Annotated in this window: 25 protein-coding genes and 1 CRISPR repeat array; of the genes, 13 read left to right on the top strand and 12 right to left on the bottom strand. The window is 65.8% G+C overall.

All coding sequences use genetic code 11. The annotated features are described in order from the left end of the window. The first annotated feature begins 463 nt into the window (after positions 1 to 463). Genes NRB20_RS26625 through NRB20_RS26645 form a run of 5 tightly spaced genes read left to right on the top strand, consistent with a single transcriptional unit; the run spans position 464 to position 3,368 of the window. The gene (locus tag NRB20_RS26625; protein WP_153413802.1) at positions 464 to 787 is read left to right on the top strand and encodes a WXG100 family type VII secretion target; all 324 of its coding nucleotides are present in this window, start codon (positions 464 to 466) and stop codon (positions 785 to 787) included. Between the two features lie 2 nt (positions 788 to 789). Beyond that, entirely contained in the window at positions 790 to 1,089 is a 300-nt protein-coding gene (locus NRB20_RS26630) for a WXG100 family type VII secretion target (protein WP_153413804.1), read from the top strand. Further along, complete coding sequence (locus NRB20_RS26635) at positions 1,089 to 2,510, top strand: GH-E family nuclease (RefSeq protein WP_153413806.1); 1,422 nt, start codon at positions 1,089 to 1,091, stop codon at positions 2,508 to 2,510. Before NRB20_RS26630 ends, NRB20_RS26635 begins: the two co-directional genes overlap by 1 nt. Beyond that, on the top strand, positions 2,510 to 2,944 hold the full coding sequence (locus NRB20_RS26640) for an ankyrin repeat domain-containing protein (protein ID WP_153413808.1): 435 nt from the start codon (positions 2,510 to 2,512) through the stop codon (positions 2,942 to 2,944). Before NRB20_RS26635 ends, NRB20_RS26640 begins: the two co-directional genes overlap by 1 nt. After that, positions 2,937 to 3,368, top strand: a complete 432-nt coding sequence (locus tag NRB20_RS26645; protein WP_153413810.1) for a YbaB/EbfC family nucleoid-associated protein — start codon at positions 2,937 to 2,939, stop codon at positions 3,366 to 3,368. Before NRB20_RS26640 ends, NRB20_RS26645 begins: the two co-directional genes overlap by 8 nt. Before the next feature lie 112 nt (positions 3,369 to 3,480). Here the strand turns inward: NRB20_RS26645 and NRB20_RS26650 are convergent, their stop codons facing one another. Then, entirely contained in the window at positions 3,481 to 3,624 is a 144-nt protein-coding gene (locus tag NRB20_RS26650; RefSeq protein ID WP_153413812.1) for a hypothetical protein, read from the bottom strand. An 843-nt stretch (positions 3,625 to 4,467) separates the two neighbouring features. Further along, positions 4,468 to 4,983: direct repeats of the CRISPR family, unit length 28 nt; unit sequence GTCGGCCCCGCGCACGCGGGGATGGTCC. A gap of 558 nt (positions 4,984 to 5,541) precedes the next feature. After that, positions 5,542 to 5,910, bottom strand: a complete 369-nt coding sequence (locus tag NRB20_RS26655; protein ID WP_153413814.1) for a nitroreductase family protein — start codon at positions 5,908 to 5,910, stop codon at positions 5,542 to 5,544. On the opposite strand from NRB20_RS26655, the gene NRB20_RS39665 reads away from it, so the two are divergent. Both NRB20_RS39665 and NRB20_RS26665 read left to right on the top strand, forming a co-directional pair. Further along, the gene (locus NRB20_RS39665; protein ID WP_406603878.1) at positions 5,909 to 6,205 is read left to right on the top strand and encodes a GAF domain-containing protein; all 297 of its coding nucleotides are present in this window, start codon (positions 5,909 to 5,911) and stop codon (positions 6,203 to 6,205) included. The two genes, NRB20_RS26655 and NRB20_RS39665, sit on opposite strands and share 2 nt — an antisense overlap. Positions 6,206 to 6,337: 132 nt before the next feature. Further along, the gene (locus NRB20_RS26665; protein ID WP_153413818.1) at positions 6,338 to 7,765 is read left to right on the top strand and encodes a helix-turn-helix domain-containing protein; all 1,428 of its coding nucleotides are present in this window, start codon (positions 6,338 to 6,340) and stop codon (positions 7,763 to 7,765) included. A 21-nt stretch (positions 7,766 to 7,786) separates the two neighbouring features. Here NRB20_RS26665 and NRB20_RS26670 read toward each other — a convergent pair whose 3' ends face one another. The 3 genes from NRB20_RS26670 to NRB20_RS26680 all read right to left on the bottom strand — a co-directional run bounded on the left by NRB20_RS26670 (position 7,787) and on the right by NRB20_RS26680 (position 11,172). After that, a complete protein-coding gene (locus NRB20_RS26670; protein ID WP_153413820.1) occupies positions 7,787 to 8,869 on the bottom strand; it encodes an amidinotransferase in 1,083 nt (360 codons plus the stop codon). A gap of 156 nt (positions 8,870 to 9,025) precedes the next feature. Then, positions 9,026 to 9,931, bottom strand: coding sequence for a 2-hydroxyacid dehydrogenase (locus tag NRB20_RS26675; RefSeq protein ID WP_153413822.1), 906 nt, complete (start codon positions 9,929 to 9,931; stop codon positions 9,026 to 9,028). After that, entirely contained in the window at positions 9,928 to 11,172 is a 1,245-nt protein-coding gene (locus tag NRB20_RS26680) for an aminotransferase class I/II-fold pyridoxal phosphate-dependent enzyme (RefSeq protein WP_153413824.1), read from the bottom strand. The genes NRB20_RS26675 and NRB20_RS26680 overlap by 4 nt, the downstream gene beginning before the upstream one ends. Before the next feature lie 369 nt (positions 11,173 to 11,541). On the opposite strand from NRB20_RS26680, the gene NRB20_RS26685 reads away from it, so the two are divergent. The 4 genes from NRB20_RS26685 (at position 11,542) to NRB20_RS26700 (ending at position 15,876) form a co-directional block, all read left to right on the top strand. After that, positions 11,542 to 12,480 (top strand): helix-turn-helix domain-containing protein, encoded by a 939-nt coding sequence (locus tag NRB20_RS26685; protein ID WP_153413826.1) that lies wholly within the window; start codon positions 11,542 to 11,544, stop codon positions 12,478 to 12,480. Between the two features lie 205 nt (positions 12,481 to 12,685). Further along, positions 12,686 to 13,525: a class I SAM-dependent DNA methyltransferase gene (locus NRB20_RS26690; protein ID WP_153413828.1), complete on the top strand. Its 840-nt coding sequence runs from the start codon at positions 12,686 to 12,688 to the stop codon at positions 13,523 to 13,525. Further along, positions 13,522 to 14,160, top strand: a complete 639-nt coding sequence (locus tag NRB20_RS26695; protein WP_153413830.1) for a 2OG-Fe(II) oxygenase — start codon at positions 13,522 to 13,524, stop codon at positions 14,158 to 14,160. Before NRB20_RS26690 ends, NRB20_RS26695 begins: the two co-directional genes overlap by 4 nt. Positions 14,161 to 14,502: 342 nt before the next feature. Beyond that, complete coding sequence (locus NRB20_RS26700) at positions 14,503 to 15,876, top strand: hypothetical protein (protein ID WP_406603883.1); 1,374 nt, start codon at positions 14,503 to 14,505, stop codon at positions 15,874 to 15,876. Between the two features lie 642 nt (positions 15,877 to 16,518). On the opposite strand, the gene NRB20_RS26705 is transcribed toward NRB20_RS26700, so the two are convergent. Continuing rightward, positions 16,519 to 17,493, bottom strand: coding sequence for a stage II sporulation protein M (locus NRB20_RS26705; RefSeq protein WP_153413832.1), 975 nt, complete (start codon positions 17,491 to 17,493; stop codon positions 16,519 to 16,521). A gap of 122 nt (positions 17,494 to 17,615) precedes the next feature. Here NRB20_RS26705 and NRB20_RS26710 point away from each other — a divergent pair, with 122 nt between their 5' ends. Continuing rightward, positions 17,616 to 18,461 (top strand): RDD family protein, encoded by an 846-nt coding sequence (locus tag NRB20_RS26710; protein WP_153413834.1) that lies wholly within the window; start codon positions 17,616 to 17,618, stop codon positions 18,459 to 18,461. A gap of 57 nt (positions 18,462 to 18,518) precedes the next feature. Here NRB20_RS26710 and NRB20_RS26715 read toward each other — a convergent pair whose 3' ends face one another. Beyond that, on the bottom strand, positions 18,519 to 19,046 hold the full coding sequence (locus NRB20_RS26715; protein WP_319945435.1) for a MarR family winged helix-turn-helix transcriptional regulator: 528 nt from the start codon (positions 19,044 to 19,046) through the stop codon (positions 18,519 to 18,521). 70 nt (positions 19,047 to 19,116) lie between these two features. Here NRB20_RS26715 and NRB20_RS26720 point away from each other — a divergent pair, with 70 nt between their 5' ends. Further along, entirely contained in the window at positions 19,117 to 19,617 is a 501-nt protein-coding gene (locus NRB20_RS26720; protein ID WP_153413836.1) for a cupin domain-containing protein, read from the top strand. A gap of 57 nt (positions 19,618 to 19,674) precedes the next feature. Here NRB20_RS26720 and NRB20_RS26725 read toward each other — a convergent pair whose 3' ends face one another. Genes NRB20_RS26725 through NRB20_RS26745 form a run of 5 tightly spaced genes read right to left on the bottom strand, consistent with a single transcriptional unit; the run spans position 19,675 to position 24,430 of the window. Beyond that, positions 19,675 to 20,031 (bottom strand): HIT family protein, encoded by a 357-nt coding sequence (locus NRB20_RS26725; protein ID WP_319945436.1) that lies wholly within the window; start codon positions 20,029 to 20,031, stop codon positions 19,675 to 19,677. A gap of 26 nt (positions 20,032 to 20,057) precedes the next feature. Next, positions 20,058 to 21,374, bottom strand: coding sequence for a DUF58 domain-containing protein (locus NRB20_RS26730; protein WP_153413838.1), 1,317 nt, complete (start codon positions 21,372 to 21,374; stop codon positions 20,058 to 20,060). Between the two features lie 4 nt (positions 21,375 to 21,378). Next, complete coding sequence (locus NRB20_RS26735; protein WP_153413840.1) at positions 21,379 to 22,362, bottom strand: AAA family ATPase; 984 nt, start codon at positions 22,360 to 22,362, stop codon at positions 21,379 to 21,381. Continuing rightward, positions 22,359 to 23,426 (bottom strand): DUF4129 domain-containing protein, encoded by a 1,068-nt coding sequence (locus NRB20_RS26740; RefSeq protein ID WP_319945437.1) that lies wholly within the window; start codon positions 23,424 to 23,426, stop codon positions 22,359 to 22,361. Before NRB20_RS26740 ends, NRB20_RS26735 begins: the two co-directional genes overlap by 4 nt. Beyond that, positions 23,423 to 24,430 (bottom strand): hypothetical protein, encoded by a 1,008-nt coding sequence (locus NRB20_RS26745; RefSeq protein WP_227833911.1) that lies wholly within the window; start codon positions 24,428 to 24,430, stop codon positions 23,423 to 23,425. Before NRB20_RS26745 ends, NRB20_RS26740 begins: the two co-directional genes overlap by 4 nt. Positions 24,431 to 24,691: the final 261 nt, after the last annotated feature.

Here is a 24,691-nt window from a genome sequence, read left to right on the forward strand (position 1 = left end):
TCGCACTGAAAGTGTCTTCCCGATCTGCTGTTGATTGTTGCGTAGAGAACATCAATCATCGCAGCTCGGAAGGCACTTTTCCTATTCCGGCACACCCCGCCCCACCGACCACGTCCACGGATTCAGGCTAAGACTGATCACCGGAATCAGGTTCGGGGCCGATGTCGGCGCGGCATAGTCCGCGGACTGTCGAGCCGAATGCACGGGTTCTGGCAGCGGCGGACAGAACACGGCTCGCCCTGGTTGGATGGCCACAGGAGCTGATGGGCGACCGAGGTACCGCACTGAAACGCCATGCATGATTCGGAATGTGTTGCTGCACACTGCTGCTGGCATTGACAGGGGTTGCCGCCGTGTGGGTACGGTGGAGCGAGATGCCGGAAGAGTCGCTCGCGCAGGATTTCCTGCTCGGTAGGTGGTGGTTGTCGGTAGTGCGTGTGCGAGAGGCCAGGAGGGACGCGCGATGGGTGGTGAGTTGCGGGTCGATCCGAACCGGTTGTGGGAGGCATCCCGGTTCGTGTCCGATCAGGCGGCAGCGATGCGGGCCCAGCTGAAACAACTCGACGACACGATCGGCAAGCGATTGCTCGCCGAGGGCTGGGACAGCAAGGCCGCCTCGGCGTACGAGGGATCGTGGACCGAGTGGAAACAGGGTGCCGACACAGTCATTGCCGCGCTTGATGATTCGTCGGCCGCGTTGATCACCGCGGCGAATGGTTATGTAGCACAAGATGTTTCCTTTCATGACGGCATCGCTGGCAGCAGTCTGGATCTGCCGGAGATCTAGCCATGGCCGGTAATGACGAGAAGTTCAGCGTCGACCTCGAGCTGCTGGCCGAGTCGATCGATGCCATGACGAAATTCGGTGCGGCCGTGGATACCTGGCTGGCCGAGGTCGATCGGCACATCAAGGACCTGCACATGTCGTGGACGAGTACCGCGGCCGACGCGCAGCAGGCCGCACACGGCAAGTGGGTGTCCGGTGTCGGTGAGATGCGGGAGAATCTCGCCGATCTGCGCAAGGTCGCCGAGCGCGCACACGCGAACTACAGCAACGCGGTGGACACCAACACCCGGATGTGGCCCTGATGGCTCCGACCGTGGCCGTCGATCCCGAAGGGTTCACCAAGGCCGCCGGAGTCTATGCGCAAGTGCACGACCAACAGCTGGTTCCGGCGATCACCGCGCTGTGCAACACCCTGAAAACGTGCGGCGGTTCGGCGGGTTCGGACAACGCCGGGCTGGCCTGGTCCAAGGAGTACGACCCGGCCGCGTACGAGGCCATCGACTCACTCGGCGACCTCGCGCTGGCATGCGGGCAGATGCACGACCTGCTCCAGCACACCGCGGCCAATCACGCGAACGCGAACTCCCAATCCGCACCCGATCCGAAACCGGGCGACCTGGTATTCCCACCGGGATCGTTGTCGGTGTACAACCCACCCGAACCGCCCGTCACCTTCGGTGGCAGTGATCCCGAACCCACCGGCTGGGCATGGGTGAAAGGCTGTGTCCAAGGCGAGCTTTGGCCCAACGGCGACCCCGGCAAGCTCCGCGCCGCCGCCCAGGCATGGCGCACGATGCGCGACAAACTCTATGCATCCACCGTGCCCCAGGCGCGGCCGTTCATCGACGCCCAGCACAGCCCGGACACCGCCCAAGCCCTGGAACAGCACGACATCGTCAAGGGCCAGTTCACGAGCATGGCCGAGATCTGCGACAGCCTCGCCACCTCCTGCGACTCCTACGCCACCGCGGTCGACGCCACGAAGAAAGCGATCATCAAAGCGCTGATCGAGATGGCCGCCCTCATCGCCGCCGACCAAGCCGCAGGCGCTGCTCTGGCCTTCTTCACCGGCGGCGGCGCCGAAGCCGGCGCCCAAGGCGCGATGGCCCTGATCATCGCCCGCGCGGGCGCAGACATCGCGAACCTCATTCGCACCCTCATCGGGCTCGCCGAGCTCTCCCGCGTCCCCGTAGCGATCTCCCAAGCGATCGCACGGGGTGCCGAGCTACTCATCCCTCTGCTCCGCGCGGAACCGGCCCTCGCAGGGCCGATGGGGGCCGATGCGGCCGCACCAGGGTCGTTCACCTCCTGGGCCAAGCTGCGACGCCCTTCGTTGCGCCAAGGCACCGAGGATGCGATCCTGGCCCAAACCGAGACTTGGGGCCGACCTGGAGAAGCCAAGGAGTTCTACAAAGTCGCTTCCGAGCCCGAAGTCAAGGTGCCGATCAACAAGTCCTACGCCGACAAGCCATGGGTTCAGCAGCTGCCCAAGTCACCCGACGGCAGGTACTACATGGACAATGCGAACGGATCCATGTACCCGGTGAATCCGACCTGGGAGTTCGGACACAACAGCGGCTTCGAGAACCGCAAACTGCTCGCGGACGCCCAGGCGCAGAATATGACTCAGGAGCAGCTGAACGACTACGTCAACAGCCACCCCGACTACTTCCACGTCGAGGACCGATACGGCAACCGCAGCCACCGAAGGGAACAGAAGTAGTGACCGAGTTGGATGAATACGGCCGATCAGCATTGCACTACGCCGCCCTTGACGGCGACCTGACCGACGTCGAACGACTGCTCGCCAGCGAAGAGGTCAACTTCCCTGACTCCGCAGGATGGACCCCGTTGCATTTCGCGGCGAGCCGAGGACGTCCAGATGTCGTCGAACGTCTCCTCGACGCCGGAGCCGACATCGACGCCCTCACCGAAAGAGGAATGCCCGCCATATATTGGGCCGCGGTTGCCCCCACCGGGGATCCCGTGCAAACGATCCGAATTCTCCGGGCTCGAGGGGCCGATCCAACTCGGAAGACAATGACGGACAAATACGGATATTTCCCACCACGAAGCCCCTTGGACCACATCGCCGACCCCAACGCCAAGGGCAACCCCGCAATCGTCGCCGAGTTCGCGGACCTGCTCGATGAGTGACCTCACCGACGTCGACGCGGCACTCGCCGACATCCGCGCCAAAGCCGACCTCGTCCGCACCACGATGGCGAAGATCCAGGGCGTCGGCAAGGCAGCTAACGGAACAATCGTCGCGACCGTTGACGCCGCCGGACATCTCCGCGATCTCCACCTCCCCCGCGATACATCCCGGTTGGGAACCCAACTCGCCCAACTCATCCTCGAAGCGACCGCAGCCGCCGAACGCGACGCCGCGAAACAAGCCGCGGCAGCAACACGTCCCTTGACCAGCGACCCCCGAGTCCAGGCCGGGCTCGAGGCCATCCGCGAAACGTTCCCCAGTACGGACGAACCCGCGAAGCGAAAACCCATGACCGAGGCCGAGATACAAGCCGCTGACGATGCCTACTTCGAACGCATGAACGGAACCGGATGGCGAGAATGAGGCCACGAGTCCTCCCTATCACCGGCGCGATGCTGCGGTATCTCAGGTGAGTCGGCTCGTTGCCGTAGCGGCTTCGAGGTTGCCGCCGCCGGTGCATCGAGGCTGGTAATTCTCATGTGTCCAAACGGGTTTCGGGTTCGGACCAGTCGTTGTAGATGCTCAGGTCATCCGAGTCGGTGTCGACGTCAGTGTCGGTGAACTTGGTCAGCTCGATCGCGATGGTCAATCGCGTACGTTGGGTCGGCTTGTCGCTCAATGCATTCTCCTCGGGAGTCGTTCACGTCCCTGTCAGTTTCGACGGGTACCGAGGGACACGTAGGGCTACGCAGGGGCTACGCAGGGGCTGAAAGGTAGACAGCCCCTGAAATTCCGTTAATCTAAATGGCGTCGGTAGCGAAATGCTTCCGGCGCATCCTCAATGGGGTCATCTGCGGTTTGCGACGTGGATGGCTGCGTCCTTGAGAGGAGGTGAAAACCACGTGTCCAAGAGAAGGAGGAAAGCTAGGAGGAGAACCTCGGCAGTAGTAGGCGTTACCGCCGAGGTCCCCCTCCGCTACGCAAACACCCCGATCATCTGGGCTTTTCTTGCGATGATGATGCACGGTCTGCTCTAACTCTGAGCGCGGGTCCACTGTCCTACCAGTGGCCCGCGCTCTTGTGTTTGCGTGTATCTAATGTATCTATAAGGGTGGGTACTAGCAATCATTATTCCCTTATTTACGGGTATCAGTAGGAACGGAGTAAGGAAATAAGGAGGAGAAGTATGGCTACGACCAAACGATTCTGACGGTTAGCATCGTTGTTTTCATCGCGTGAGCAGGTTCGCGCGAGCCAGTTCGTTACGAACTGCCGAGGTCAGGAACGGATTGCCCCTGGTGCTGGCTGCACCAATCGGCGTGCGAACACCACCGTGCCGCCGACCGTGAACCGCACCGCCCGCGCCTGGATCTCGTGGGCCCGCTCGCGCGGGGATCGGCCTGAACTCGGACTGACTGCGGTGTCGTCTGACAGTGTGAAGAGACAGTCCGAAGTAAGCCTGGCCCGATACCAAGTGATGAAAAATGGCTACTCTGAGCGATAGCGTTGCAGGTCAGCAAGTGTCGGCCCCGCGCACGCGGGGATGGTCCTACAGCCGCGACCATCTATCTCGTTGCGACACAGTCGGCCCCGCGCACGCGGGGATGGTCCTCCCCTTCAAAACTGGGACCCGCGAACAAAAACGTCGGCCCCGCGCACGCGGGGATGGTCCGAGCTGACGGTCCGCGAAGATGTTGACTCGGTGGTCGGCCCCGCGCACGCGGGGGTGGTCCTCGACGTCGCGCGCCAGCGTATGGCGGGTGATTGTCGGCCCCGCGCACGCGGGGATGGTCCTTCCGCGGACGGATACGACATCGATTCACTGCTGTCGGCCCCGCGCACGCGGGGATGGTCCCCGCATCGGAGATCGAGGTCGCGGTGTCCTGTGGTCGGCCTCGCGCACGCGGGGATGGTCCGAACGGTGCCCGGTGGGGTGGCCGGTTGCAGAAGTCGGCCCCGCACGCGCGGGGATGTTCCGGTCAACGGGCCGTGGCCGGGCCGGACCTTGCGGTCGGTCCCGCACGCGCGGGGATGGTTCGCGCTGCACTCGTATGACGACTCGGGTGTGTTGGTCAGTCCCGTGCTCGCGGGATCGTCCGGCTGGCTCAGCAGCGTAGTGTCTTGACAAAGGCTACTGAGCAGGTCATATTCGAACCACTCGAATACGTAATCGTGGCACGGGTGCCGTGAGAAGGGGTTCAAGTCCCCCTTCGCCCACCAGAACGAATGAGGGCCGGAGATCTTCTCCGGCCCTCATTCTTTTCGGTATCGGATCGGGTTCCCCTGTCGGATCGGGGTTCCCGGGGCGGTCCGGTTCCGGTTCGGCGTGTCCCGGTTGTCGAATCGGTGGGTTTGTCGGGAATTTCACATCTGTGGCCACTTTTTGCCATCCGGCAGACCGTGCGGTCTGTATCGGTGCTGGGTCAGGTGTCGTGGAGTCAGGTCAGGTATTCGGCGAAGCAATTCACGTAGGACGAGAGGGTCGGTGCCTCGGCCATGGTGTCCGCGTGGTGGTGGACCTGGCGATAACGGGCGAGGCGGTCGGTTCGGTATGCGGCCGAGGCCGATGTGATGTCGGTGTGGGTGAGGTGGTCGCTCAGGACGGCCTCGCGCAGGGGGAACGGCCAGGTTCCGTCGTGCAGGTTCGATACTCAGGCGGGGCTTGGCGCAAAGTGGCCGACAGGTGATAGGCGCTCTCTCTCATCCGGCGCTTCACCGGATCGACCGCACCCGCCAGCCGCGCGCGGACCGAGTCGAGCGCGGAGATATCGGGAACGATGGCCTCGTGCAGCCGCGCCCGCTGTTCCGCTGATCTGACCACGACGAAATCCCAGAGCTGGGAATTCTCCGGACTCGACGCTCTGGCGCCCGCCCGGATCAGTCTGTCGATCAGTTCGTCGGGCACCGGATCCCCGGACAACCATCGCATGGTCATCGGCGACTCCATCGCATCGAACACATCCATGTTCCACCTCCACGCTGTCGGTTCTTCGCATCAATCTGTCGTCGTTGGGATTTCGTGCACCCGGGAGTACGCCCGCACCGATCCGCTCTTCCGGTCCGTCGCCGATCTCGTTGTCTCCGAAGGTTTCCACAGCTGGATGGGGATGCCGGTGTGCAGCGGTGACAGTCCGCGCGGCACCCTCTGCCTGTACTGGAACACCGTCGTCACCTATCGGGAGGATCTGGTTCTGCGGGCTCAGGAGTTGGCGGACATTCTCGGCAAGCATCTCGAGCGCTACCTGTCGGTGCCCGACTGAGGTCCCTGCGGCGAGTCTGCACGCGTTCCGTGCATTCGCTCGATCGGCCTCGCTCCCGATCGACGTCGGCGATACTCTGTTTACAGAGTATTCATGCTGGTTACGGAGTATTCCGGGCGGGGAAAACAAGGTATGGACAGCAGCCAGGGGAACGATGTCCGACACGGTATTTCGTGTGCGCGACGGACCGCGCGCGCGGCGAAGGCGGACGGCGCTCGTGACCACGAGGCCGCGCTCGCGGTGCACCGGCACTGCGGGGTGTCGCTGTTGCGGGCGCATCGGATCGTGCACGGATACACGCTCGTCGAAGCCGTTGACGCGCTGAAAGAGCTACTGCGAGAACGTGGTACGCCCGCCGAGGGGCTCGCCCACCAGCGGATGTCGCAGTGGGAATGCGGGCAGGACACGCCGTCCCCGCACTATCTGGACGCACTCTGTCTGCTCTACCGGACCAGGCCCGACCGGCTCGGTTTCGGGACCGACTACTCCGAACCGGATCCGGTGCCACGAAGAGAACTCGAGGACACGGTGGACCGACGTCATTTCCTGGGTTTCGCTGCCGCGGGGGCAACGTTCATGTCCGCGCCGTCCGTGCTGGTCGGATGGTCGAACGAGGAACTCGAACAACCGGGGGGCAGACGGGCGACCACGGCGTATGTGGGAATGCTGGAGGATCTCACCGAGCAGAACGGGTTCGGTCTCTACACCACGCCACCCGCGGAGTTCATCCCCTCGCGCATGGTCGATCTCGCGCGGATCGAGGCGTGTCTGCTGCGCGCCGCGTCCGAATCGGCGCGTCGTCGGCTGCATCGGATGTACGCGAAGAACGCGGGTTTCATCGCGATCCGGCTCAACGACATCGCCGGTCCGGAGGAGACCTTCGAGTGGTTCCGCATCGCGCGGCTGGCCGCCGGACGCGCCGAGGACGACACGGTGCAGGCGTGGGTCGCCGGACACGTCGGCGATGCGTGCACCTGTCAGCGGCACGGGTACGCCTCCGGTCTCACCGCGGCGCAGAAGGCGCAGACCGCCGGCGCGCGGGTCGCGAATCCCGCTGCGGTACTGGGACATCTGGTGGAAGCGGGTGTGCACGCGCGGCTGGGGCGTCGCCGCGAGACCATCGACGCGGTGCGTAACGCGGAGCGGATGTACGAGCAGCTGCCCGCCGAGGCCACGGTCGCGGACGGGGTCGGGGTGAGCGAATATCTGCTGCGCTGGCATCAGACCAACGCGCTGGCCGCCGTCGGGGCGCACCAGGCCGCCGCGCCGCTGCGGGAACGGGTGCTCGAGATGCCCTTCATCCGCGACGACGAGATCGGCAAGGCGCTGCTGGATCTGGACGTGGCGGCCGCGGAATTCGATGCGGGACAGGTGGATCAGGGCTGCGATACGGTCGGCGCCGCCTGGCAGCGGCTGCCCGGTGAGTTCCGCACCGGGCAGGTGCCGCGGCGCGCGTTCGAGATCCTCGACGGTCTGAAGCCACAGCATGCCGTGACGCGGGCGGTGGCGGATGTGCGTGAGTTGCTGGCGGTGTCGGGGCAGACGGCCCTACCGGGATGAGCGGAGTCGATCGGAGGTCGATCAGAAGTAGGAGTCGAGTCGCCCCCGTCGCCGCACGTCCAGGGTGGCGCAGTGGAACGAGCCGCCGAAACTGTTGAAATGCCGGAAGTCGCACAGGATCGGGGTGAGCCCGAAGTCGGTCACGGTGCGGATCATCGGCTCGTCGCGGCGTTCCACGACGACGCGGTTCTCGTCCAGCATCAGCAGATTCATATTGAGCCAGCGACTGCTCAGATAGAACGGATGTGCTTCGGGCACAACCGGTTCCGGGGCCACCGCGATGTCCCAGTCCTTGAACAGGCGCGGTGTCTCGCGGACGCGGGTGGGATTGATCAGCAGCTTTCCCGGTGCGAGCGGCATCAGGGTGGCGTCGATGTGCATCGGGTGCGGATCGTCGAATTCCAGGACGTGGATACGGAATTCGTCGCCGAGATGACGTCGCAGCCATTCGATGCCGAAGGCATTGGTGACGTTGCTGCGCTGCGCGATGATGTCGCGGCCGCAGCGCAGGAAGTCCGCACCGTCGAAGGTGGGCTCGAATTCGGTGATCACCAGGCGCGGCGAGGTGTCCGCGGCGGTCGCCTCGGCCCAGTTCCGGTCGTACTGCGCGTCGAGCAGTTCGGGTTTCGGGCCCGCGCTCCAGCGTGCCCCGGCCCGGAAGTACTCCTTGAGCAGCGGGCGATAGGCCAGGCATTCGTAATAGCGCGAGCGCCACGCCATCGGGCATTCGATGATCTCCGAGCCGATGACCAGCAGCGTGTCGCGGGGCATCGCGGCGTACATGCCGGTGCTCGACCAGGTGTGGGTGGCGTAGGTGACGCGCTGCGGGATCGGTTCCGGGCGACGGACCCGGACCCCCTCGCCCGCCAGGATGCGCGCGAACTCGTCCAGCTCCGCGGCCGCCGCGGCGACCAGTTCCCGGGGGAACGGGCGGCCCGCTCGCGCGCGGAACGTGTCGAGCTGATCGGTGGGCAGGACCGGCGGGAGCGCGATGTGCCAGGGCGGGAAACTGGCGTCGTCGATGATGCCGACGACGACCTCCTCGAGCGGATCCCACTCGGTGTACGAACACACCGGAACCGACTGCGCGGACCCCTCCTGCATATACGCCACCCCTGAAATACGCTCGTGCCGAAGATGATTCGGATCATGGACACGCTGATCCAACGATAACCCATGGGGGACAGTCACCGTGGGTGGTCGGTCGATACTCGTTCGGCAAATCCGTTGCTACCCAAGGGGACCCGTGATCGGAGCGGGTTATGCGGCGGGGTTCTCGGCCGTGCCGTCGGTGAGCACGTGCTGCGGTCGGCCGGCGAGGTAGCTGGTGAGGTTGTCGAAGATCTCGCGCGGATTGTCGGCGCGGGCGGTCTCGGTGTCCCACGCGGTACCGGGCGTCAGCACGACGTTGTCGAGGGCGCGGAGCGTATCGGCGGCGTCGTCGGTGATGTGGTCGAGTCCGGCGCCCGCCAGACCGCCCGTGACCAGCAGCCGAGCCATCGCGGCCTGATCGATGAGCTCGCCGCGGCTGGTGTTGACGATCACGGCCGAGGGCCGCAGCAGGGCCAGCCGTTCGGCGTTCAGGATGCCCCGGGTGTCGCCGTCGAGCGGTAGATGCACCGACAGCACGTCGGCCTCGCGCAGCAGTTCCTCGAGCGGCACGACCGACACCCCGGGCACCGGCGTTCCCCTCCGATTCGCGCCGACGACCCGCATCCCGAACCCCGCCGCGATCCCCGCGACATGTCCGCCGATCCGCCCCGTCCCCAGCAGCCCCAGCGTCCGCCCACGCAATTCCCGCCCGGGCAGTACCCTCCCGCCACGAGTCACCTCGAACAACAGCCGGAAGACATACTCGGCGACCGCCACCCGGGAATGATCCGGGCAGTGCGCGACAGTGATCCCGGCAGCCCCCGCCGCATCCAGATCGACACCGTGAAAACCATTGGTGGCCAACGTGATATACCGCAACCGGGTAACCTGCCGCAGCAACTCACCCGGCAACGGCGTCGCCTCCACCACGGCCAGATCCGCATCGCGGAGCCGACGCAGCGCGGTCTCCGGATCGGGATGATCCTCGAAGACCTGGAACTCGCCGAGCGTCGCGAACGCGTCCCGCCATTCCCGCGGCAGGAAGCTCGGTCGGTCGAGACAGATGATCCTCATGCCGCACCTGCCGATCGCAAACGCGGCGTGGCCGCGATCAGGCTGCGGAGCAGGCGACAGGCCAGCGCGAAGTGGGTGGCCTCCCGGGCGAGTGCGAAACGTACGTGATACGAACCGGCCTGCGGATCGGCCCAGTAGAAGAAATCACCCGGGAGGATGCCGATGCCGAAATTCCTGACCAGGTCGGCCAGGTCGGGGCCGGTCAGATCGGCGGACTCGATGCGAATCCATTCGACGCTGACCCCGGTGCGGTCGGCGGTGGCGGGGGCCAGGACCGACCCGGACAGAGCCTGATGCAGCACGTCGCGGTTGGTGCGGATGAGGTCGCGAACGGTGCTGTCCAGCCCGCGTTCCTGCGAGTCCGCCAGGTACGCGGTGAGCAGGCACAGGACGAGCGGGCTCACGTACAGGGTGACGTTGTTGTGCAATTCCCGCAGGTCCGGGTACAGCCGGGGGCTGGCGACCAGGATGCTGCACTTCTGGTTGAGGGTCGGCCACGTCTTCCCGGTGTCCTCGATGCACACGTACTCCACACCGATCTCGTTCAGGATCGCGTACTGGTCCCAGGTCTCGTAGCTCTCGTAGAATCGGAACGCCCAGTCGATGATCAGTAGCGTTCCGGTGGCCTTGCAGGTGTGTGCCAGGAATTCGAATTCGGTTTGGTCCAGAGCGAATCCGGTGGGGTTGTTGGGCAGGGTGATCAACAGGGCGTCCGGGCGATTCTCGCCGGTGAGCAGGTTCAGCAGGGATGCGTCGAGGGTGCGGTGGGCCAGCATCGACTCGGCGATCGGGATCAATCGCACCTTCCGCTGACGCAGGATCATCACCTGGGCGTCGATGCACGGCTGCAACAGACCCACCGACATGTTCCGCGCGCCCAGATAGGTGGCGACGATGTCGATGGACGCGGACGCGCAGTTGCTGAGCAGCCGGTACGGGCTCGTCCGCATCGAATGCTGCCCGGCGAGCCCGAAGAAGGTGCGCTGGAATTCGGCTTCGATGTCGTGTTGCCGTCCACAGGCGCTGCGCAGGTATATGCTCGGCAATAGTGGGATGACGTCGAGTTGTGTGGGGTCCTGCCACTGGTGGCTGTGTGCATCGCACAGGTTGTATTCGAGGTTCGTGCTCGCTTGTTCGTATTGGGTGAGATTGGGCAGCACGGCCGCTGGATTCACGCCTTTCGCGATGAAGGTTTCCAGCTGATCGGCCTCGAAGGGGCCACAGAACGGATCTTTGTTCATGGGAGGCACCTCTCCTCCGGGGATCAGGGGGCCTTGCGGCCCTGATACCTCGAGAGTGAACTGCGGTCAGCCTTGCTGTCAAGTGGCGCGATACGGCTTATTTTCGTCCGAATAGTCTCACTTGATGATGGGTACTCTCCTCAGCAGACCCGACGGCTTCGGCTCGGGTTTCGTGGTGCTGCGCACGACTTCTGATCCAGCCCTGCAGGTTGGCTGCCGTCATACCACCGTTCACCAGGTTCGGGGCGCTGTTCACCCAGATCGACTAGGTATAAGTTCGCTTGAACACCGTGCGTCAACGCTTGTTAGCGTCGCTTGATGGTGGTACCTTCCCTGCGTACCCACCCGGAGGCGACTGGAGAGCCACTCATGCGCGAGGTGAAACTGGCGGCGACGCTCAGACATCTCGTCGACGAGGGCGAGTACCGGGGCAACCGGCGACAGGTCTGTGCCGACCTCGGCATCACTCCGGCGGCATTGTCGCAGTACATCAACGGTCAGACCACTCCCAGTATCGAGAAATTGATCGCGCTCGCCGATCTGTTCAAGGTGTCGCTCGATTATCTGATGTTCGGCGAGGATGTGGTAACCCAGGCCAGCGGTGCGTTGGAATATGGTCCGATGGCGCGCTACGTCGAGGTGGGTGTGGATTCGGTGCGGGCCGGTATCGCCGCACAATCCGCTTTCATCACGAAAGTCGGAACAATTCTGGCGGAAACGATCACCGAGCAGATAGACGCCGCAGCGCAAGCGGCCTCGAAACGCCCGACCACTTTGCAGGGCATGCTCGATCGGGAGCAGATTCTCGAACTCGAGCGTTACAGTTCCAGCAGTACCATCGTGGCCGTCGATCTCAGTGAGGACGTCATCGAGATCGACAGCAACATCGAACGTGGAGTGGCGCCCAGCAATACCATTGCGATCGTCGCCGATAATCTGATCAAGAAGCGTGCATACCGTTATGTTTTGTCGCCGGGCATGCGCGACGTCGAATCGGTGATCGAACGGTACCGCGCGCTCCTGCGCCGGTTGAAGGTGAAGCCCGCGGATCTGCGTCGCTGCACTTTCAGTATTGCACGTGAAGATATCTTTGTGAGTTTCGGGATATATGAACTCGATGTGGTCGGTCTGCGGCAGCGGAGCCCGATTCTTCATCAGTACATCGAGGATTACATCGGAAGCGACGGTCGGATCGGGTATATCGAGTCCCCGTCGTCACCTTCCACATTCTTCCTGATGGATACCTACCGCCTGAGAACGGCAACGCGTGAATTCACGCGGCTCGCGGCGATCGAAACGTCCGGATAGGCAGGGTGGGGCGGTAACTCATAGTTCCGATTGCTCCGGTGCGCTTTCCCTGTCGGGGTTGCCACCGGGGGTTTTCGGCTGCTGGTCGAACTCGCAGAGTCTCGTGTGACCTGTGGGTTTCTCGGCGTCTGAGCGAATCCGATGATCAAATATCCGGTCGGCTGTCAACAGCCGACTCTCAATCGAGAAAGTAGTGGTGTCGTAGGTGGAGAAGACTGTCGTGGGGTCCGGGGGCATTGATTTCGGGGCCGGTGAACCGGTCTGTCGCGATGCCGTAGCGAGACCGGTTGCCACGAATTCGACCACACCTTGGCTCGAGCGTCAGAAATACTACTGGGATGCCGTCGCGCCGACCTACGATCTACAGTATTCGACCGAATGGTCGGCAGCCGAGAATGTCATCGTCGCGAGGCGTCTGTCGACATTGCTGCCGGAGGGTCCAGCGCCGAAGGTGCTCGATCTGGGCTGCGGTACCGGACTTGGTTACGGCATGCTCACCGAGCTACGCCCGGATATGGAATACATCGGCGTCGATGCCTCTGCCGGTATGCTGGATATATTCCGATCGAAATTCGCGGACGATATCCAATTGCTCAACGAGCCGGTGGAAGGTTTGCTCGCCGACCGCTTCCACGGCATCGATCTCGTTATCGCCACATTCACCTCTGCGTCGTACATCGATCTGCGGTTGCGTGAGCTACTGGCCCGGGTGGCAAGTTGGATGAAGCCGTCCGGCTGTATCTATCTATCATTTCTGAACCGGCTGTCGATCGGTTCCATGGGCGCTCTCGGATTCGGTCGGGTCATCGATTATTCGAGTCGAGGATTCACGTCGGGGACGGTTCCGGCGAAAAGGTATACCAGTCGGGAACTGATCGAGACGTGCGCTGGTCTCGGACTTTCCGCCAGGACCGTGTCACTCGGGCCGTTCGCCGGCGTTTTCGAGTCGAAGTTCTTCATCAGGACGAACGCGCTGCTGGCCAATTACGGCGGATTCGGTCATACCGTCGACCTGATGATCACCGGGAAGGCGGCGGCGAAATGAGCCTGCCGTTCTTCGCCACGGTCGACGTTCTCGATCTGCTGCCGCAGGACTGGTCCACGCACGTGGATCGGGTGTGTGAGCAGTGGTCGCGGCGATCGGAATTGCACGGAGGTACCAGCACCAGCCTGGAGCCACTGGGCACCGTGATCGATTATCGACTGCTGACCGGGGACGATATCGCCGAGCATCTACCCTGGCTGTTCGAGTTGCATCGGACGAGCTTCCATCGGATAGCCGAAGAGATCAGCGGTATGTCCCTGGATCCGGACAACGCGGTCACCTCCGCGGTCAATGTCAACATCTTGGATCCGGGCGGAGACGGCTACGAGTGGCATCTCGACTCCAATCCGGTGACGGCCCTGCTGTTCCTGAGCACCCACACCGAGGAGGACGGCGGCAGGCTGGAACTACGCCCGACCGACCGGGAGCCGCTGAGTGTTACCCCCTGCGCCGGAACCTTGGCCGTTTTCGACGCCCGCCGCTGCCCCCACCGAGTCAGCCCACCGACGCAGGGACTGAGGATTTCCGCGCCGATGAACTACTTCATCACCGGACAGCCGCGACATCGCCCCGACGACCTCGACGCCGCGCTGTACAACCACAATGACCGAGATGTGCGCATGCTGATCGGCTGAGATCGCTACCGTCGGTCGCATTTCGGCTCTCGATCATGCGGATTCGCAGATGCGACGAGGAGCCAGGTCGTCCAAGAGGATCTGAATCCTCGCGTTGTGGAGCCGCAGGCCAACAGAGTCCTGGTTTCAGCTGTGTCAGCGCGATCCTCCGGCTGCGTTCGGTCCGTGAACAGTGGCTGTCCGTCCGGATTTCCCGGGCGGACAGCCGTTCCGCGCTGTCCCGGAGGGTTGTCGGTGTTGTCGGTTACGCTGCGGCGAGTGGCTGGTCGGGTTGGTGGAACAGGTAGGTGGTGGGCTGTGGCTCGGATTCGGGTTGGGGTGGGTGTGTTGTGTGTGGCGGCGATGGTGGGGGTGGGGGTGCCGGCGTGGGGGGTGACGGGGTGGGGGCCGTTTGCGGCGCCTGGTCCGGCGTTGGGGCCGCAGGGGAGTTCGACCATGCATGCCGATGCCGGGTCTTCCGATGCCACACCGCTTTCCGGGCCGGGGGTGCGGGCGGTGCGGACGATGGTTTATCCGTTGGCGGCGGCGTGTCCGACGTTGTTGCAGGGGGCGGACGGGATGGTGGTGGCGTTGTGCACGACCATTGCGGGGCGGACGCCGACGGTGGAGTTGATCGATCCTGAGGCCACGGGGGTGACCGGAACTGCTTCGGCCACATTGCCTTTGGTGAAGGGTGGGTTGCTCGGCGGGGTGTATGCCTATCTCGACAACGCGGATCGGCTGGTTGTCGTGGACGGGCAGCGGCGGCTGCTGCGGATCGCGCATGCGCGGGATGCGGCGGGGCGGTGGTCGTTGCGGGTCGACTCGTCGGTCGATCTGTCCGGCGTCGTGCCCGCGGGGGACAGCGTGGTCGGGCTGGTGCCGGATCCGTCGGGTGGGGTGTGGTTCGTGACCGAGCACGCGGTGGCCGGGCGGGTCGATCCGTCGGGGCATGCCGCGACGATCTCGCTGGGCGCGGGGGAGATGGTGGAGAACAGTATCTCCGCGACTCCGGGCGGGCGGATCGCGGTGGCGACCACGCATGCGCTGTATGAATTGCGTTCGGTTTCGGGACGTCCGGAAGTGTTGTGGCGTAAGGCTTACGATCGCGGGCCCGGACGCAAACCCGGGCAGCTCAGTTGGGGTACCGGATCCACGCCGGTGTACTTCGGCCCGCGGACCGGTGCGGACTACGTGGCCATCGTCGACAATGCGGCCGGGGCGGCGCACCTGCTGGTATTCCGTTCCGGCACCGGGCAGTCGGTGTGCTCGCAACCGGTGTTGACGCGGGGCGGGCCGGGGAGTGAGAACGCTCCGATCGGGTTGGGCCGCACGGTCGTCGTGGCGAGTACCTACGGCTATCCGTATCCGACCCTGCCGCAGGGCGCGGGTCCGGCGGTGCCGCCGAACGCCCCCTTCACCGGCGGTATGACGCGGGTCGACCTCGACGCGTCCGGCTGTCGGACGGTCTGGGACAACGCGGTTCGCAGTTCGGCCGTGCCGATGCTGTCCGCCCCGGACGGCTTGATCTACACGGTGAACCGGGTCGGCCCGGCGGCGACCACCCCGGCGGACGGTTTCGAATTCACCGCGATCGACGCAGATACCGGTGCGACCGCCGCGCACAGTCCGCTGCCCGGGACCATCGCGGAGGATCCGTTGCAGACCGCGCCGCTGATCACCCGGGATCGCCGGGTATTGCAGGGCACGCTGAGCGGAATCGTGCGGATCGGATAGCGGCTTCGGCTTTCCGCCGGGAACGGGTGTGATCTTCGCCGCACTCACGGCCGGCGATCGGGTGTCGGACGGGTTGTTCGGGGCGATAGCGGGCTGATCTGAAACGTTCGTAGATCAGTGTCTCGGGCCGGATAATCGGGTGCCGATGCGTCGAATGCCTGTTACTGCTGAACAACTCTCCGGAACCTGGCCGAGATAACGGACTTCAAGTTTGTTTACTATCCGGCTACCTTTTCGTCATTGCTGATTGATGTGACAAACATGCAGGTGAACGCGCATTTTCAAGACATGTGGACGGTAAGTGAATAGTTTTGGCAAACCTTACCTCGAGACTGAACAGGTGAATCCGTCTCGCCGATTCGGGGGAATGGGAAAGTTCGGACAAAGGGCGGTTCAGCGGGGTTGTCAAGTGTTTTGATGACGACGCCAAGCGTTTGCCAGAGGTGCGAGACACCCTGTCCGACGTGCGGTTTTCACCCCGCGACCCATACGCCGGACTCGCGTGGAAGGCGTTGCATCGCGATAACGATTGTGTAGAGTTGACGGTAACGCTGGCCGCAGCTGAGCTGGACTCGCTGCGGCCAGCGGCTCTCAAATCCCCCCGCCGAGATCGGCCACCCCACCCCCGCGGATCACCTCTTGTTAACCGGCTGTGCGCCCGCTGGTAACTGCCGACTCCCGCACCGCGCGTCGCCCCACACCGAACACGTAGGTCAGGAACGCCAGTTCGGCCACCACGCCGATTCCGATCCGAACCGCGGCGGGCCAACCGCTCGGGGTGACGAAACCCTCGATCGTCCCCGAGATCGCCAGCACGCCCACCAGACCCAGCGCCACCGTCGCCGAGGCCCTGCCCTGCCGGGCCAACGCCTGCGCGCGCGAGAACCGGCCCGGATCGATCAGCGTCCAGCCCAGCTTCAACCCCGTGCCGCCGGCCACGAAAACCGCTGTCAGTTCCAGCATTCCGTGCGGGAGGATGAATCCGAAGAAGGCGTCCAGGCGGCCCGCGTCGGCCATCAGACCCGCCGAGATGCCGATATTGAGCGCGTTCATGAACAGCGCGTACACCGCCGGGAGGATCAGCAGCCCGGTGAACAGCGCGACCGCGGACACCCAGGAGTTGTGCGTCCACACCTGCGCGGCGAACGCATCGTCCGGATGTTCGGAGTAGTAGGTCTCGAAGTCGCCGCCCGGATCGGTCAGGGAGCGGTTGTCACCGGAGATGCCCAGAATCCTGCGGGCCGAACCGGATCCGGACACCCAGACGCCCAATCCGACGCTGATCGCCAGGAAGACCGCGGCCACGCCGATCCACCACGGCCAGACGCGGTACAGCGCCGCCGGGAAGGTGTGCGTGAAGAAGCGGCCGACCGCGCGCCACGCCTCGACGCGGGTGCCGAGTACCCGACCGCGCGCCCTGGTCAGCAGGGCGCTGAGCCCGCCGATCAACTCCGGATCCGGGGAATGCGACTGCAACCTCGACAACTGCTGTGAGGTGCGGCGGTACAGCACCATCAGCTCGTCGGCCTCGGCGCCGGAGAGGCGGCGCTGCTTGGTCAGCTGATCCAGCCGATTCCACGCAGGGCGATTGGTATACGCATATGCGTCCACGTCCATCGGATGCCTCCCGTACCGCCGAATCCGGCCGCTGATCGGATACGAGGCTAGCGCGTCGCACCGACAAACCCTGCCCGACCGGGGCGACCCGGCCGCGCGGGCGCATTAGGCTGGGCAGCATCATGGCCGTATTCACCACCGGCGAGGCCGTCGCCCTGGACCTGCCCATCGCGCGCATCCCCACGCGGGCTGCGGCGATGCTGATCGATCTGCTGCTGGAAGCGTCGCTGGGCGCGGTGCTGGCGCTGATCGCCTTCGTGATCGTGGCGGCCGTCGAACCGGATCTCGCGTGGTTCCAGACCGTGGTGCTGGTGGTGTTCGTCGGCGTGCTGGTCGGTTATCCGGTCGCCTGCGAAACCCTGTTCCGCGGGCGCACTTTCGGCAAGATGGCGTTGGGCCTGCGAGTGGTGCGCGGGGACGGTGGGCCGATCGATTTCCGGCACGCGCTCACCCGCGGGCTGACGTGGGTCATCGTCGACTTCTGGAGTCTGGGCGGGTTCGGCGTCGTCGCGGTGCTCACCTCGCTGTGTTCCCCGCGCGGCCGCCGGGTCGGGGATGTGCTGGCCGGAACCGTCGTCGTGCACGACCGCGCGCTGATTCCGTTGCCCGCCTTGGCCGTTGCGCCACCCTGGTTGCAGGGCTGGGCCCAGCATCTGGACCTGTCCGGGCTCACCGAGGATCTGGCCCTGCCGATTCGCCAATACCTCACCCGCTACCCGACCCTCACCGTCGAGGTGCAACACGCCCTGGGGGTCGGCCTGGTCAATGCCGCGTGCGCCCGGCTGCGCGTCACTGCGCCCGCGGCCTACCCGCCCCTGCAGATCCTCGGCGCGCTGATCTCCGAGCGTCAACGCCGTACCCTGGCGCGGCCCCGATCCCGTACGGCGACACCACTTCTCGTCGGTACGCTCACGCCGACACCGTTGGTTCCCGGACCTGTCGACGTGGGTTGGCAACGTCTGTCCTGAGGTGGCGTCTGTTTCGTCATCGCCGATCCGGTGCTTGGTTTCGTGCGGTGGGTGCGGTCAGCCGGTCGGTGCTGTGGGGTCGGGATCTTCCAAGTGCGCCAGGACTTTTCGCAGCAGTTGATCGAGTTCGGTGCGTTCGCGTGTGGTCAGCGGGGTGATCAGGCGTTGTTCGGTGGTGACGTGGTCGGCGACGGCGATATCTATCAGCTCGAGTCCGGTGGGGGTCAGGGCCACTCGCAGGCTGCGGCGGTCGGATCGGTCGGCGACTCGCCGCACGTAACCCGCGCGTTCGAGGCGATCGACGCGGCTGGTCATGCCCGCGCGCGAGAGCATGAGGGTTTCGGCCAGGGCCGAGGGGGTCAGCTCGAACGGTTCGCCGGAGCGGCGCAGGGCGGCCAGGACGTCGAATTCGCCGCGCTGTAGGCCGTAGCGGCGATGCGTCGCCTCCACCCGGCCGCTGCCCAGCTGCACGACTCGGCTCAGGCGGCCGAGCACGCCCATGACTTCCGCGTCGAGTTCGGGGCGTTCCCGACGCCACTGCTCGACGATCGCGTCCACCCGATCCGGTGGTTCGGTATTCCGCACTCGACAGAGTGTAGTTCGTGGACTTATAGTTAGATATCTAATTATCTGCTAGCTAACTATTGGAGTGATCATGACAGCGAACCTGGTGAATCCAGTTCTCCGACAGGCCGACGACGCCGAGGTGCTCGGCGCGGGCTCGAACGAGGTGCGGCTACTGCTCGACGCGAGCGCCACCGATTCCGCGATCAGCCTGCAAGAGGTGCGTCTCGCCGACGGCGCGGACGGCGCGCAGCCGCACTTCCACACCCGCTCCCACGAACTGTTCTACGTCGTCGAGGGCGAACTACAGGTCCTGCTCGACGACACCATCACCACCCTCGCCGCAGGCGGCGCACTCGTCGTCCCGAAGCGCCTCCCACACGCCTTCGGAGCCACCCCGGGTATCTCGACCCGCCTACTAGTCACCCTGACCCCCGGCGTCGAACGCTTCGAATACTTCCGCCTCCTGGCCCGCATAGAACGCGGCGAAGCCACCGTCCAGAACCTCCTCGACAGCCAGGAAACCTACGACACCTACTTCGTCGACTCCCCGAGGTGGCGCGCCGAACGCGCCGCGGGTCACGTTCGATGAACTGAATCCCGCACGGCCGCAACGATTCCCGTTCGCACTGCGGTATGGACCCGGTCGCTACCGCTCGGCGTCGCTCGTAGAGACGAACCGCGCCACGCCTTCTCCCGCGGCAATATGCACGTGGAGATGCCGGTTGTGCTGCTCGTCGCCGAGGCTGGTCAGAACTTGGCAGCCGCCGTGCTCGTCGATGACGTCCCGCGCGACGTCCTGCACCACACCCAGCAGTTCGATGCTCAGTTCGGGGCCGAGTTCCAGTAGTGACGGGACATGCAATTTCGGGACCACGATCACGTGGTCGGCGCCGAACCCGGGAATCGGCGGCCGGAAGGCGAGGACCTCGTCGGTCTCGCGGACCACGTCTACAGCGATCAGCTTCGGGATGACCTCGTCGCAATACCAGTCCGGCTTCCGCACCCGCGTCACCTTACGGCCGGGGTGGGTTACAGCGCGCCGGACTTCTTGAGTTCGAGGTATTCGTCGGCGAGGGCTTCGGGGAGGTGGGTGGGGGAGGTGGCTACTACGTCTATTCCCTTGCGGCGCAGGGATTCTTGGACGAGGGCGCGTTCGGCCAGGAGGTTTTCGGCGGCGGCCGCGGTGTAGATCTCGGGGGTGGTGGTGCGGTGGGTGGCGGCGGTGGCTATATCGGGGTCGGTGACCGAGACGAGCAGGACGCGGTGGCGGCGGGCCAGGACGGGGAGGACCGGGAGGAGGTTCTCCTCGACCATCGCGCCGTCCAGGCCGGTGAACCAGACGACCAGGCTGCGGCGGCGGGCGCGTTGGACCGCGGCGCGGATCATCGCCTCGGTGTCGGTGTCGACGAGGGCGGGCACGATACCGGCGAGGGCGTGCATCAGTTTCGGTTGCAGGCCCTGGCCGGCGCTGGTGCGGACCTCGGCGCGGACCTGACGGTCGTAGGCGAGCAGGGCCACGGTGTCGCCTGCCGCGGCGGCCAGACCACCCAGGAGCAGTGCGGCCTCGATGCTCGTCTCCAGGCGGGTGGCCTCGGCGCTGCCGGAGGCGCCGCCGCCGACCAGTCCGGCGCTGTAGCGACCGGTGTCGAGCAGCAGCAGCACGTGCCGGTTGCGTTCGGGACGCCAGGTGCGGACCAGGACGTCACTCGCGCGGGCGGTGGCGCGCCAATCGATCGAGCGCACGTCGTCACCGGCGACGTACTCCCGGAAGGAATCGAATTCGGTGCCCTGACCTCGGATGTTCACCACATTGCGGCCCTCGAGCTGCTGCACCTGCCGGACCTTCGAGGCCAGGATGCGCTCACTGCGGAAGGCCGGCAGCGCGCGCACCCGCGCGGGCACCTGCTTGCGGACCTGCCGTCCGGCCAGGCCCAGCGGACCCAGCAGGCGAATCGTGACCGGTCCGGCCACCCGATCGCCCCGACCGGCCGGGGTCAGGGTGGTGACCAGCCTGGTCCGGGTGTTCGGCGCGAGCCCGAGCCGATGACCGCGACGGCTGGCACGCACACTGTCGGGCCAGTCGTCCCACAGCATGCCGCGCACCGTGCGGCGGCCCCGGTTGGTCACCACGAGTTCCACCGATGCCTCGTGGCCGACCCGCACGGTGGTCAGTTCCGCGCGCTCGAGTTCCAGATCGGCGCCGCGGGCCGAGCTGCTCGCGTCGATCAGGAGCAGCAGCACCAGCAGCGCCGTCATCGCGAGCACACCCACCCACGAGGGCAGCAGCACCATGATGATCACCGCGGCGACCGCCGCGATCGTGGCCAACCGGCCGGTGACAACCATTGCGCTACACCGGAACCGGGACCGACAGCAGCAGCGAGGACATCACGGCCTCGGCCGTCACGCCGTCCAACTCCGCCTCCGGCCGCAACTGCAACCGATGCCGCAGCGCCACGATCGCGATGAACTTCACGTCGTCGGGGGTGACGAAACCGCGTCCGTTCAACCAGGCCAGCGCGCGCGAGGCGGCCAGCAGCGCGGTTGCGCCGCGGGGCGAGGCACCGTGCTGCACCGCCGGGGAGGTGCGGGTGGCACGGCACAGGTCGACGATGTAGGCGAGCACCTCGGGACTCACCGTCACCTGCGCGACCGCGGCCCGCGCCGCCGCGATATGGGCCGGTCCGGCCACCGGGCGCAGTCCGGCCGCGGTCAGATCGCGCGGATCGAAGCCGGCGGCGTGCCGTTGCAGGATCCGGAATTCGTCCTCCCGCTCGGGCAGCCGGATGTCCACCTTGAACAGGAACCGGTCCAGCTGTGCCTCCGGCAGCGGATAGGTGCCCTCCTGTTCGATAGGGTTCTGGGTGGCCACGACCACGAACGGATCGGGCAGCGGCTGCGGCGTGCCCGCGACGGAGACCTGCCGCTCCTCCATCGATTCCAGCAGTGCCGACTGGGTTTTCGGCGGGGTGCGGTTGATCTCGTCGGCGAGCAGCAGATTGGTGAACACCGGTCCGCGGCGGAAGGTGAACTCGGCCGAATGCGGATCGTAGATCTGCGATCCGGTCACATCGCCGGGCATCAGGTCGGGGGTGAACTGGACGCGGGAGTGCTCGAGTTCCAGACCCATCGCCAAGGCCCGCACCAGCAGCGTCTTCGCCACTCCCGGAACACCTTCCAGCAGCACGTGGCCGCGGCACAGCAGGGCCAGCACCAGGAACATGACGGCCTGGTCGTTACCGACCACGGCCTTGCCGATCTCGGTGCGCAACGCGCCGAAGGCGTGCAGGGCGTCCTGCGCGGTCGGGGCGTGATTGGTCTCGGCCTGTGTCATGCGATCTCCGACTCGATTCGGTCCAGTTGTGCGGCAATCATTTCCAGGGTGGCGTCATCGGCCACCGGGCCGAACAGCACCGCGCCCAACAGGTTCGGGTCCGTGCGGGTGCGGGTGCTCACGGCCGCGATCACGCGGTCCGGGGGCGCGTCGGCGGTCAGGCCCAGGATCGGGCGGATCCGGCGCATGGTGGCCGCGCGCAGTTTCGCCGCGGTGTGATCGCGATCGGCGGACCTGCGGTACAGCGCGGCCTGACCGGCCAGCAGTTCGTTCGCCGCGACCTGCACCGGACGCGGCTCGCCGACCAGCGCGCCCCGGCGGCGGGCCCGCCACCACACCACGAGCGCGGCGCAGATCAACCATTGCAGACCGCCGTAGGCGAGCCAGTGCGGGAGGCGTTCGAAGATCGAGTCCTGGCCCTCGCCGGCATCGGGCATCGACGGCGTGGGTGGCGGTTCGCTCGGGAACGGATTGTGTTGCGGCGGTGTGGGTGTCGGGGGAGCTTGCGGCGCGCCGGACAGGTGCAGCAGGACGTAGACGATCAACGCCAGCAGCAGTATGCCCACCACCACGGCCCAGAATTTGGGATTGCGCAGCAGTTCGGGCAGCGGCGGGACGCGCCATTGCCGCGGCTGACGTTCGCGCGTGGGCTGCTCGACTGGTTCGTCGGGTGGCGGTGGCGCCAGCGAGTAGCGATCGGCCTGTTCCAGCAGCCGGTATTCGGCCTCGGTGGCGGGGCGGCCGCCGTAGACGACCTCGTCGAAATTGCGTGCGGCATCGGGAAGTTCGACGGCCTGATCGGTGGCTGCCGCGTTGTCGGCGGTCTCCCGGGCGGTGCGTGAGCGCTGGACCTCGAGGACGCCGCCCTGTTCCAGACCGCGCACCACCGCGCGGAATCGCTCCCGCAGGGCGGTGCTGAAATCGCTGTGCTGGGCGGCCTGTTCGGCGGCGCTGCGGTGCGCGCCCGCGGGACCCAGATGTGGCGGCGGGGGAGCCGCGCCGGGAACCGTTTGTCCGGGAACGGATTCGGGCGGCGGTGCGGGGGGAAGATCGCCGCGGCTCACCGCACCGTCTCCGGATCACGGTGTGCCGCACGGGGAATCCGCACGTCCCAGGCTTCGCGGCGGCAGCGGCGATCGATGTACACCACCACGCTGCCGGCCGCGTCGACCACCTCGGCGAAGGCCGAGATCAGCAGCACACTCGCGGTGGACAGCACGATCACCGCCCAGCGATGGGTGCCGGAGAAGTCCGAGACGAACAGCGGCAGCCCGAGCAGCGGCACGGACACCAGCAGCAGTAGCGCGCGCAGCGAGAGCCACAGACCCGCCAGCCGCCATTCCGCCCCGGCGGCAAGGATTTTCGCCCGCCCCACGGACACACCATACGACGCGGACTCGGCGAACAACACCGGGACCGCGCACATCCGCCGCGCCCGCAGCCAGCCCGCCAGCGGTGCCGCGATCAGCGCCACGATGATTCCCAGGATCACGCACACCGCGCCGATCGCCGGGAAATCCAGCACCGAGCCGAGTTGCCACAGCCCCACGAGGATCCATACGGCCGGAACCAGCACGCTGGTCAATGTGTGTTGCAGCCGATCCAGCAGCAGCGGGCCGAGTTTGCCGCCGAACCGGCGTAGCGCCGCCCGCCAGGTCAGCGAATCGCCCGTGATCCGGGCCACCCCGATCGGTACCGTGACCCCGCGCAGGAACAGCCGCAGCAGCCAGGCGGTGACGGCCGTGGAAAGGATTGCCGACCAAGCGGTTCCGCTGTCGGACCCGTCGGTCAGGACCGAACCCACCGAGGTGACCGCGATGACCAGATCCGCGGCCAGCACCAGCCCGGCGACGACGAACACGATCAGCTTGCGCACATCGGCCTGAATCACCGCGAACGGCAGATCCACCTGTTCCCGGAACGACAGCGGCCGCAGCGGAATCGTCTCGGGCCCGTCGAGCCCCGACACCGGCGTGCTCGACACCGCACTCGACCCGGTCCGACTCTGGGACGGACCGGCGTGATCGGCGGCGGCAGCGGGAAACACGCGCCCGAGTCTATCGGTCATTCGCCACCTGAAAACCTTTCCGCCATACCTGCACCCGTTACCCGAATCCGCACCCTTTCCAGCCCACAACCGCACCCGCCACACGATTCGCCGCACCCGAAACGCGCCGATGATGTCGATCGGAAGCGCACTACGCCGCCCGCTCCGCAGCGTGACTACGGGCGAATCACGATCCGCGCCGAGCGGAGGCGGTACTGCGTCGGATCGGTGGTGGTGCTGCGTCGGATCGGTGGTGGTGGTGCTGCCTCGGATCGGCGGTGG

The organism is Nocardia macrotermitis (assembly GCF_009604405.1).
GTDB classification, from domain to species: domain Bacteria; phylum Actinomycetota; class Actinomycetes; order Mycobacteriales; family Mycobacteriaceae; genus Nocardia; species Nocardia macrotermitis.

Excerpts from the sequence above, each read along its gene's own strand:
- NRB20_RS26735 (WP_153413840.1), bottom strand. The coding sequence starts at position 22,362 with ATGACACAGGCCGAGACCAATCACGCCCCGACCGCGCAGGACGCCCTG.
- NRB20_RS26675 (WP_153413822.1), bottom strand. The coding sequence starts at position 9,931 with ATGAGGATCATCTGTCTCGACCGACCGAGCTTCCTGCCGCGGGAATGG.
- NRB20_RS26710 (WP_153413834.1), top strand. The coding sequence starts at position 17,616 with ATGGCCGTATTCACCACCGGCGAGGCCGTCGCCCTGGACCTGCCCATC.
- NRB20_RS26730 (WP_153413838.1), bottom strand. The coding sequence starts at position 21,374 with ATGGTTGTCACCGGCCGGTTGGCCACGATCGCGGCGGTCGCCGCGGTG.
- NRB20_RS26705 (WP_153413832.1), bottom strand. The coding sequence starts at position 17,493 with ATGGACGTGGACGCATATGCGTATACCAATCGCCCTGCGTGGAATCGG.
- NRB20_RS26645 (WP_153413810.1), top strand. The coding sequence starts at position 2,937 with ATGAGTGACCTCACCGACGTCGACGCGGCACTCGCCGACATCCGCGCC.
- NRB20_RS26680 (WP_153413824.1), bottom strand. The coding sequence starts at position 11,172 with ATGAACAAAGATCCGTTCTGTGGCCCCTTCGAGGCCGATCAGCTGGAA.
- NRB20_RS26695 (WP_153413830.1), top strand. The coding sequence starts at position 13,522 with ATGAGCCTGCCGTTCTTCGCCACGGTCGACGTTCTCGATCTGCTGCCG.
- NRB20_RS26745 (WP_227833911.1), bottom strand. The coding sequence starts at position 24,430 with ATGACCGATAGACTCGGGCGCGTGTTTCCCGCTGCCGCCGCCGATCAC.
- NRB20_RS26685 (WP_153413826.1), top strand. The coding sequence starts at position 11,542 with ATGCGCGAGGTGAAACTGGCGGCGACGCTCAGACATCTCGTCGACGAG.
- NRB20_RS39665 (WP_406603878.1), top strand. The coding sequence starts at position 5,909 with ATGTTCCACCTCCACGCTGTCGGTTCTTCGCATCAATCTGTCGTCGTT.
- NRB20_RS26720 (WP_153413836.1), top strand. The coding sequence starts at position 19,117 with ATGACAGCGAACCTGGTGAATCCAGTTCTCCGACAGGCCGACGACGCC.
- NRB20_RS26670 (WP_153413820.1), bottom strand. The coding sequence starts at position 8,869 with ATGCAGGAGGGGTCCGCGCAGTCGGTTCCGGTGTGTTCGTACACCGAG.
- NRB20_RS26665 (WP_153413818.1), top strand. The coding sequence starts at position 6,338 with ATGGACAGCAGCCAGGGGAACGATGTCCGACACGGTATTTCGTGTGCG.
- NRB20_RS26655 (WP_153413814.1), bottom strand. The coding sequence starts at position 5,910 with ATGGATGTGTTCGATGCGATGGAGTCGCCGATGACCATGCGATGGTTG.
- NRB20_RS26700 (WP_406603883.1), top strand. The coding sequence starts at position 14,503 with ATGGTGGGGGTGGGGGTGCCGGCGTGGGGGGTGACGGGGTGGGGGCCG.
- NRB20_RS26630 (WP_153413804.1), top strand. The coding sequence starts at position 790 with ATGGCCGGTAATGACGAGAAGTTCAGCGTCGACCTCGAGCTGCTGGCC.
- NRB20_RS26625 (WP_153413802.1), top strand. The coding sequence starts at position 464 with ATGGGTGGTGAGTTGCGGGTCGATCCGAACCGGTTGTGGGAGGCATCC.
- NRB20_RS26635 (WP_153413806.1), top strand. The coding sequence starts at position 1,089 with ATGGCTCCGACCGTGGCCGTCGATCCCGAAGGGTTCACCAAGGCCGCC.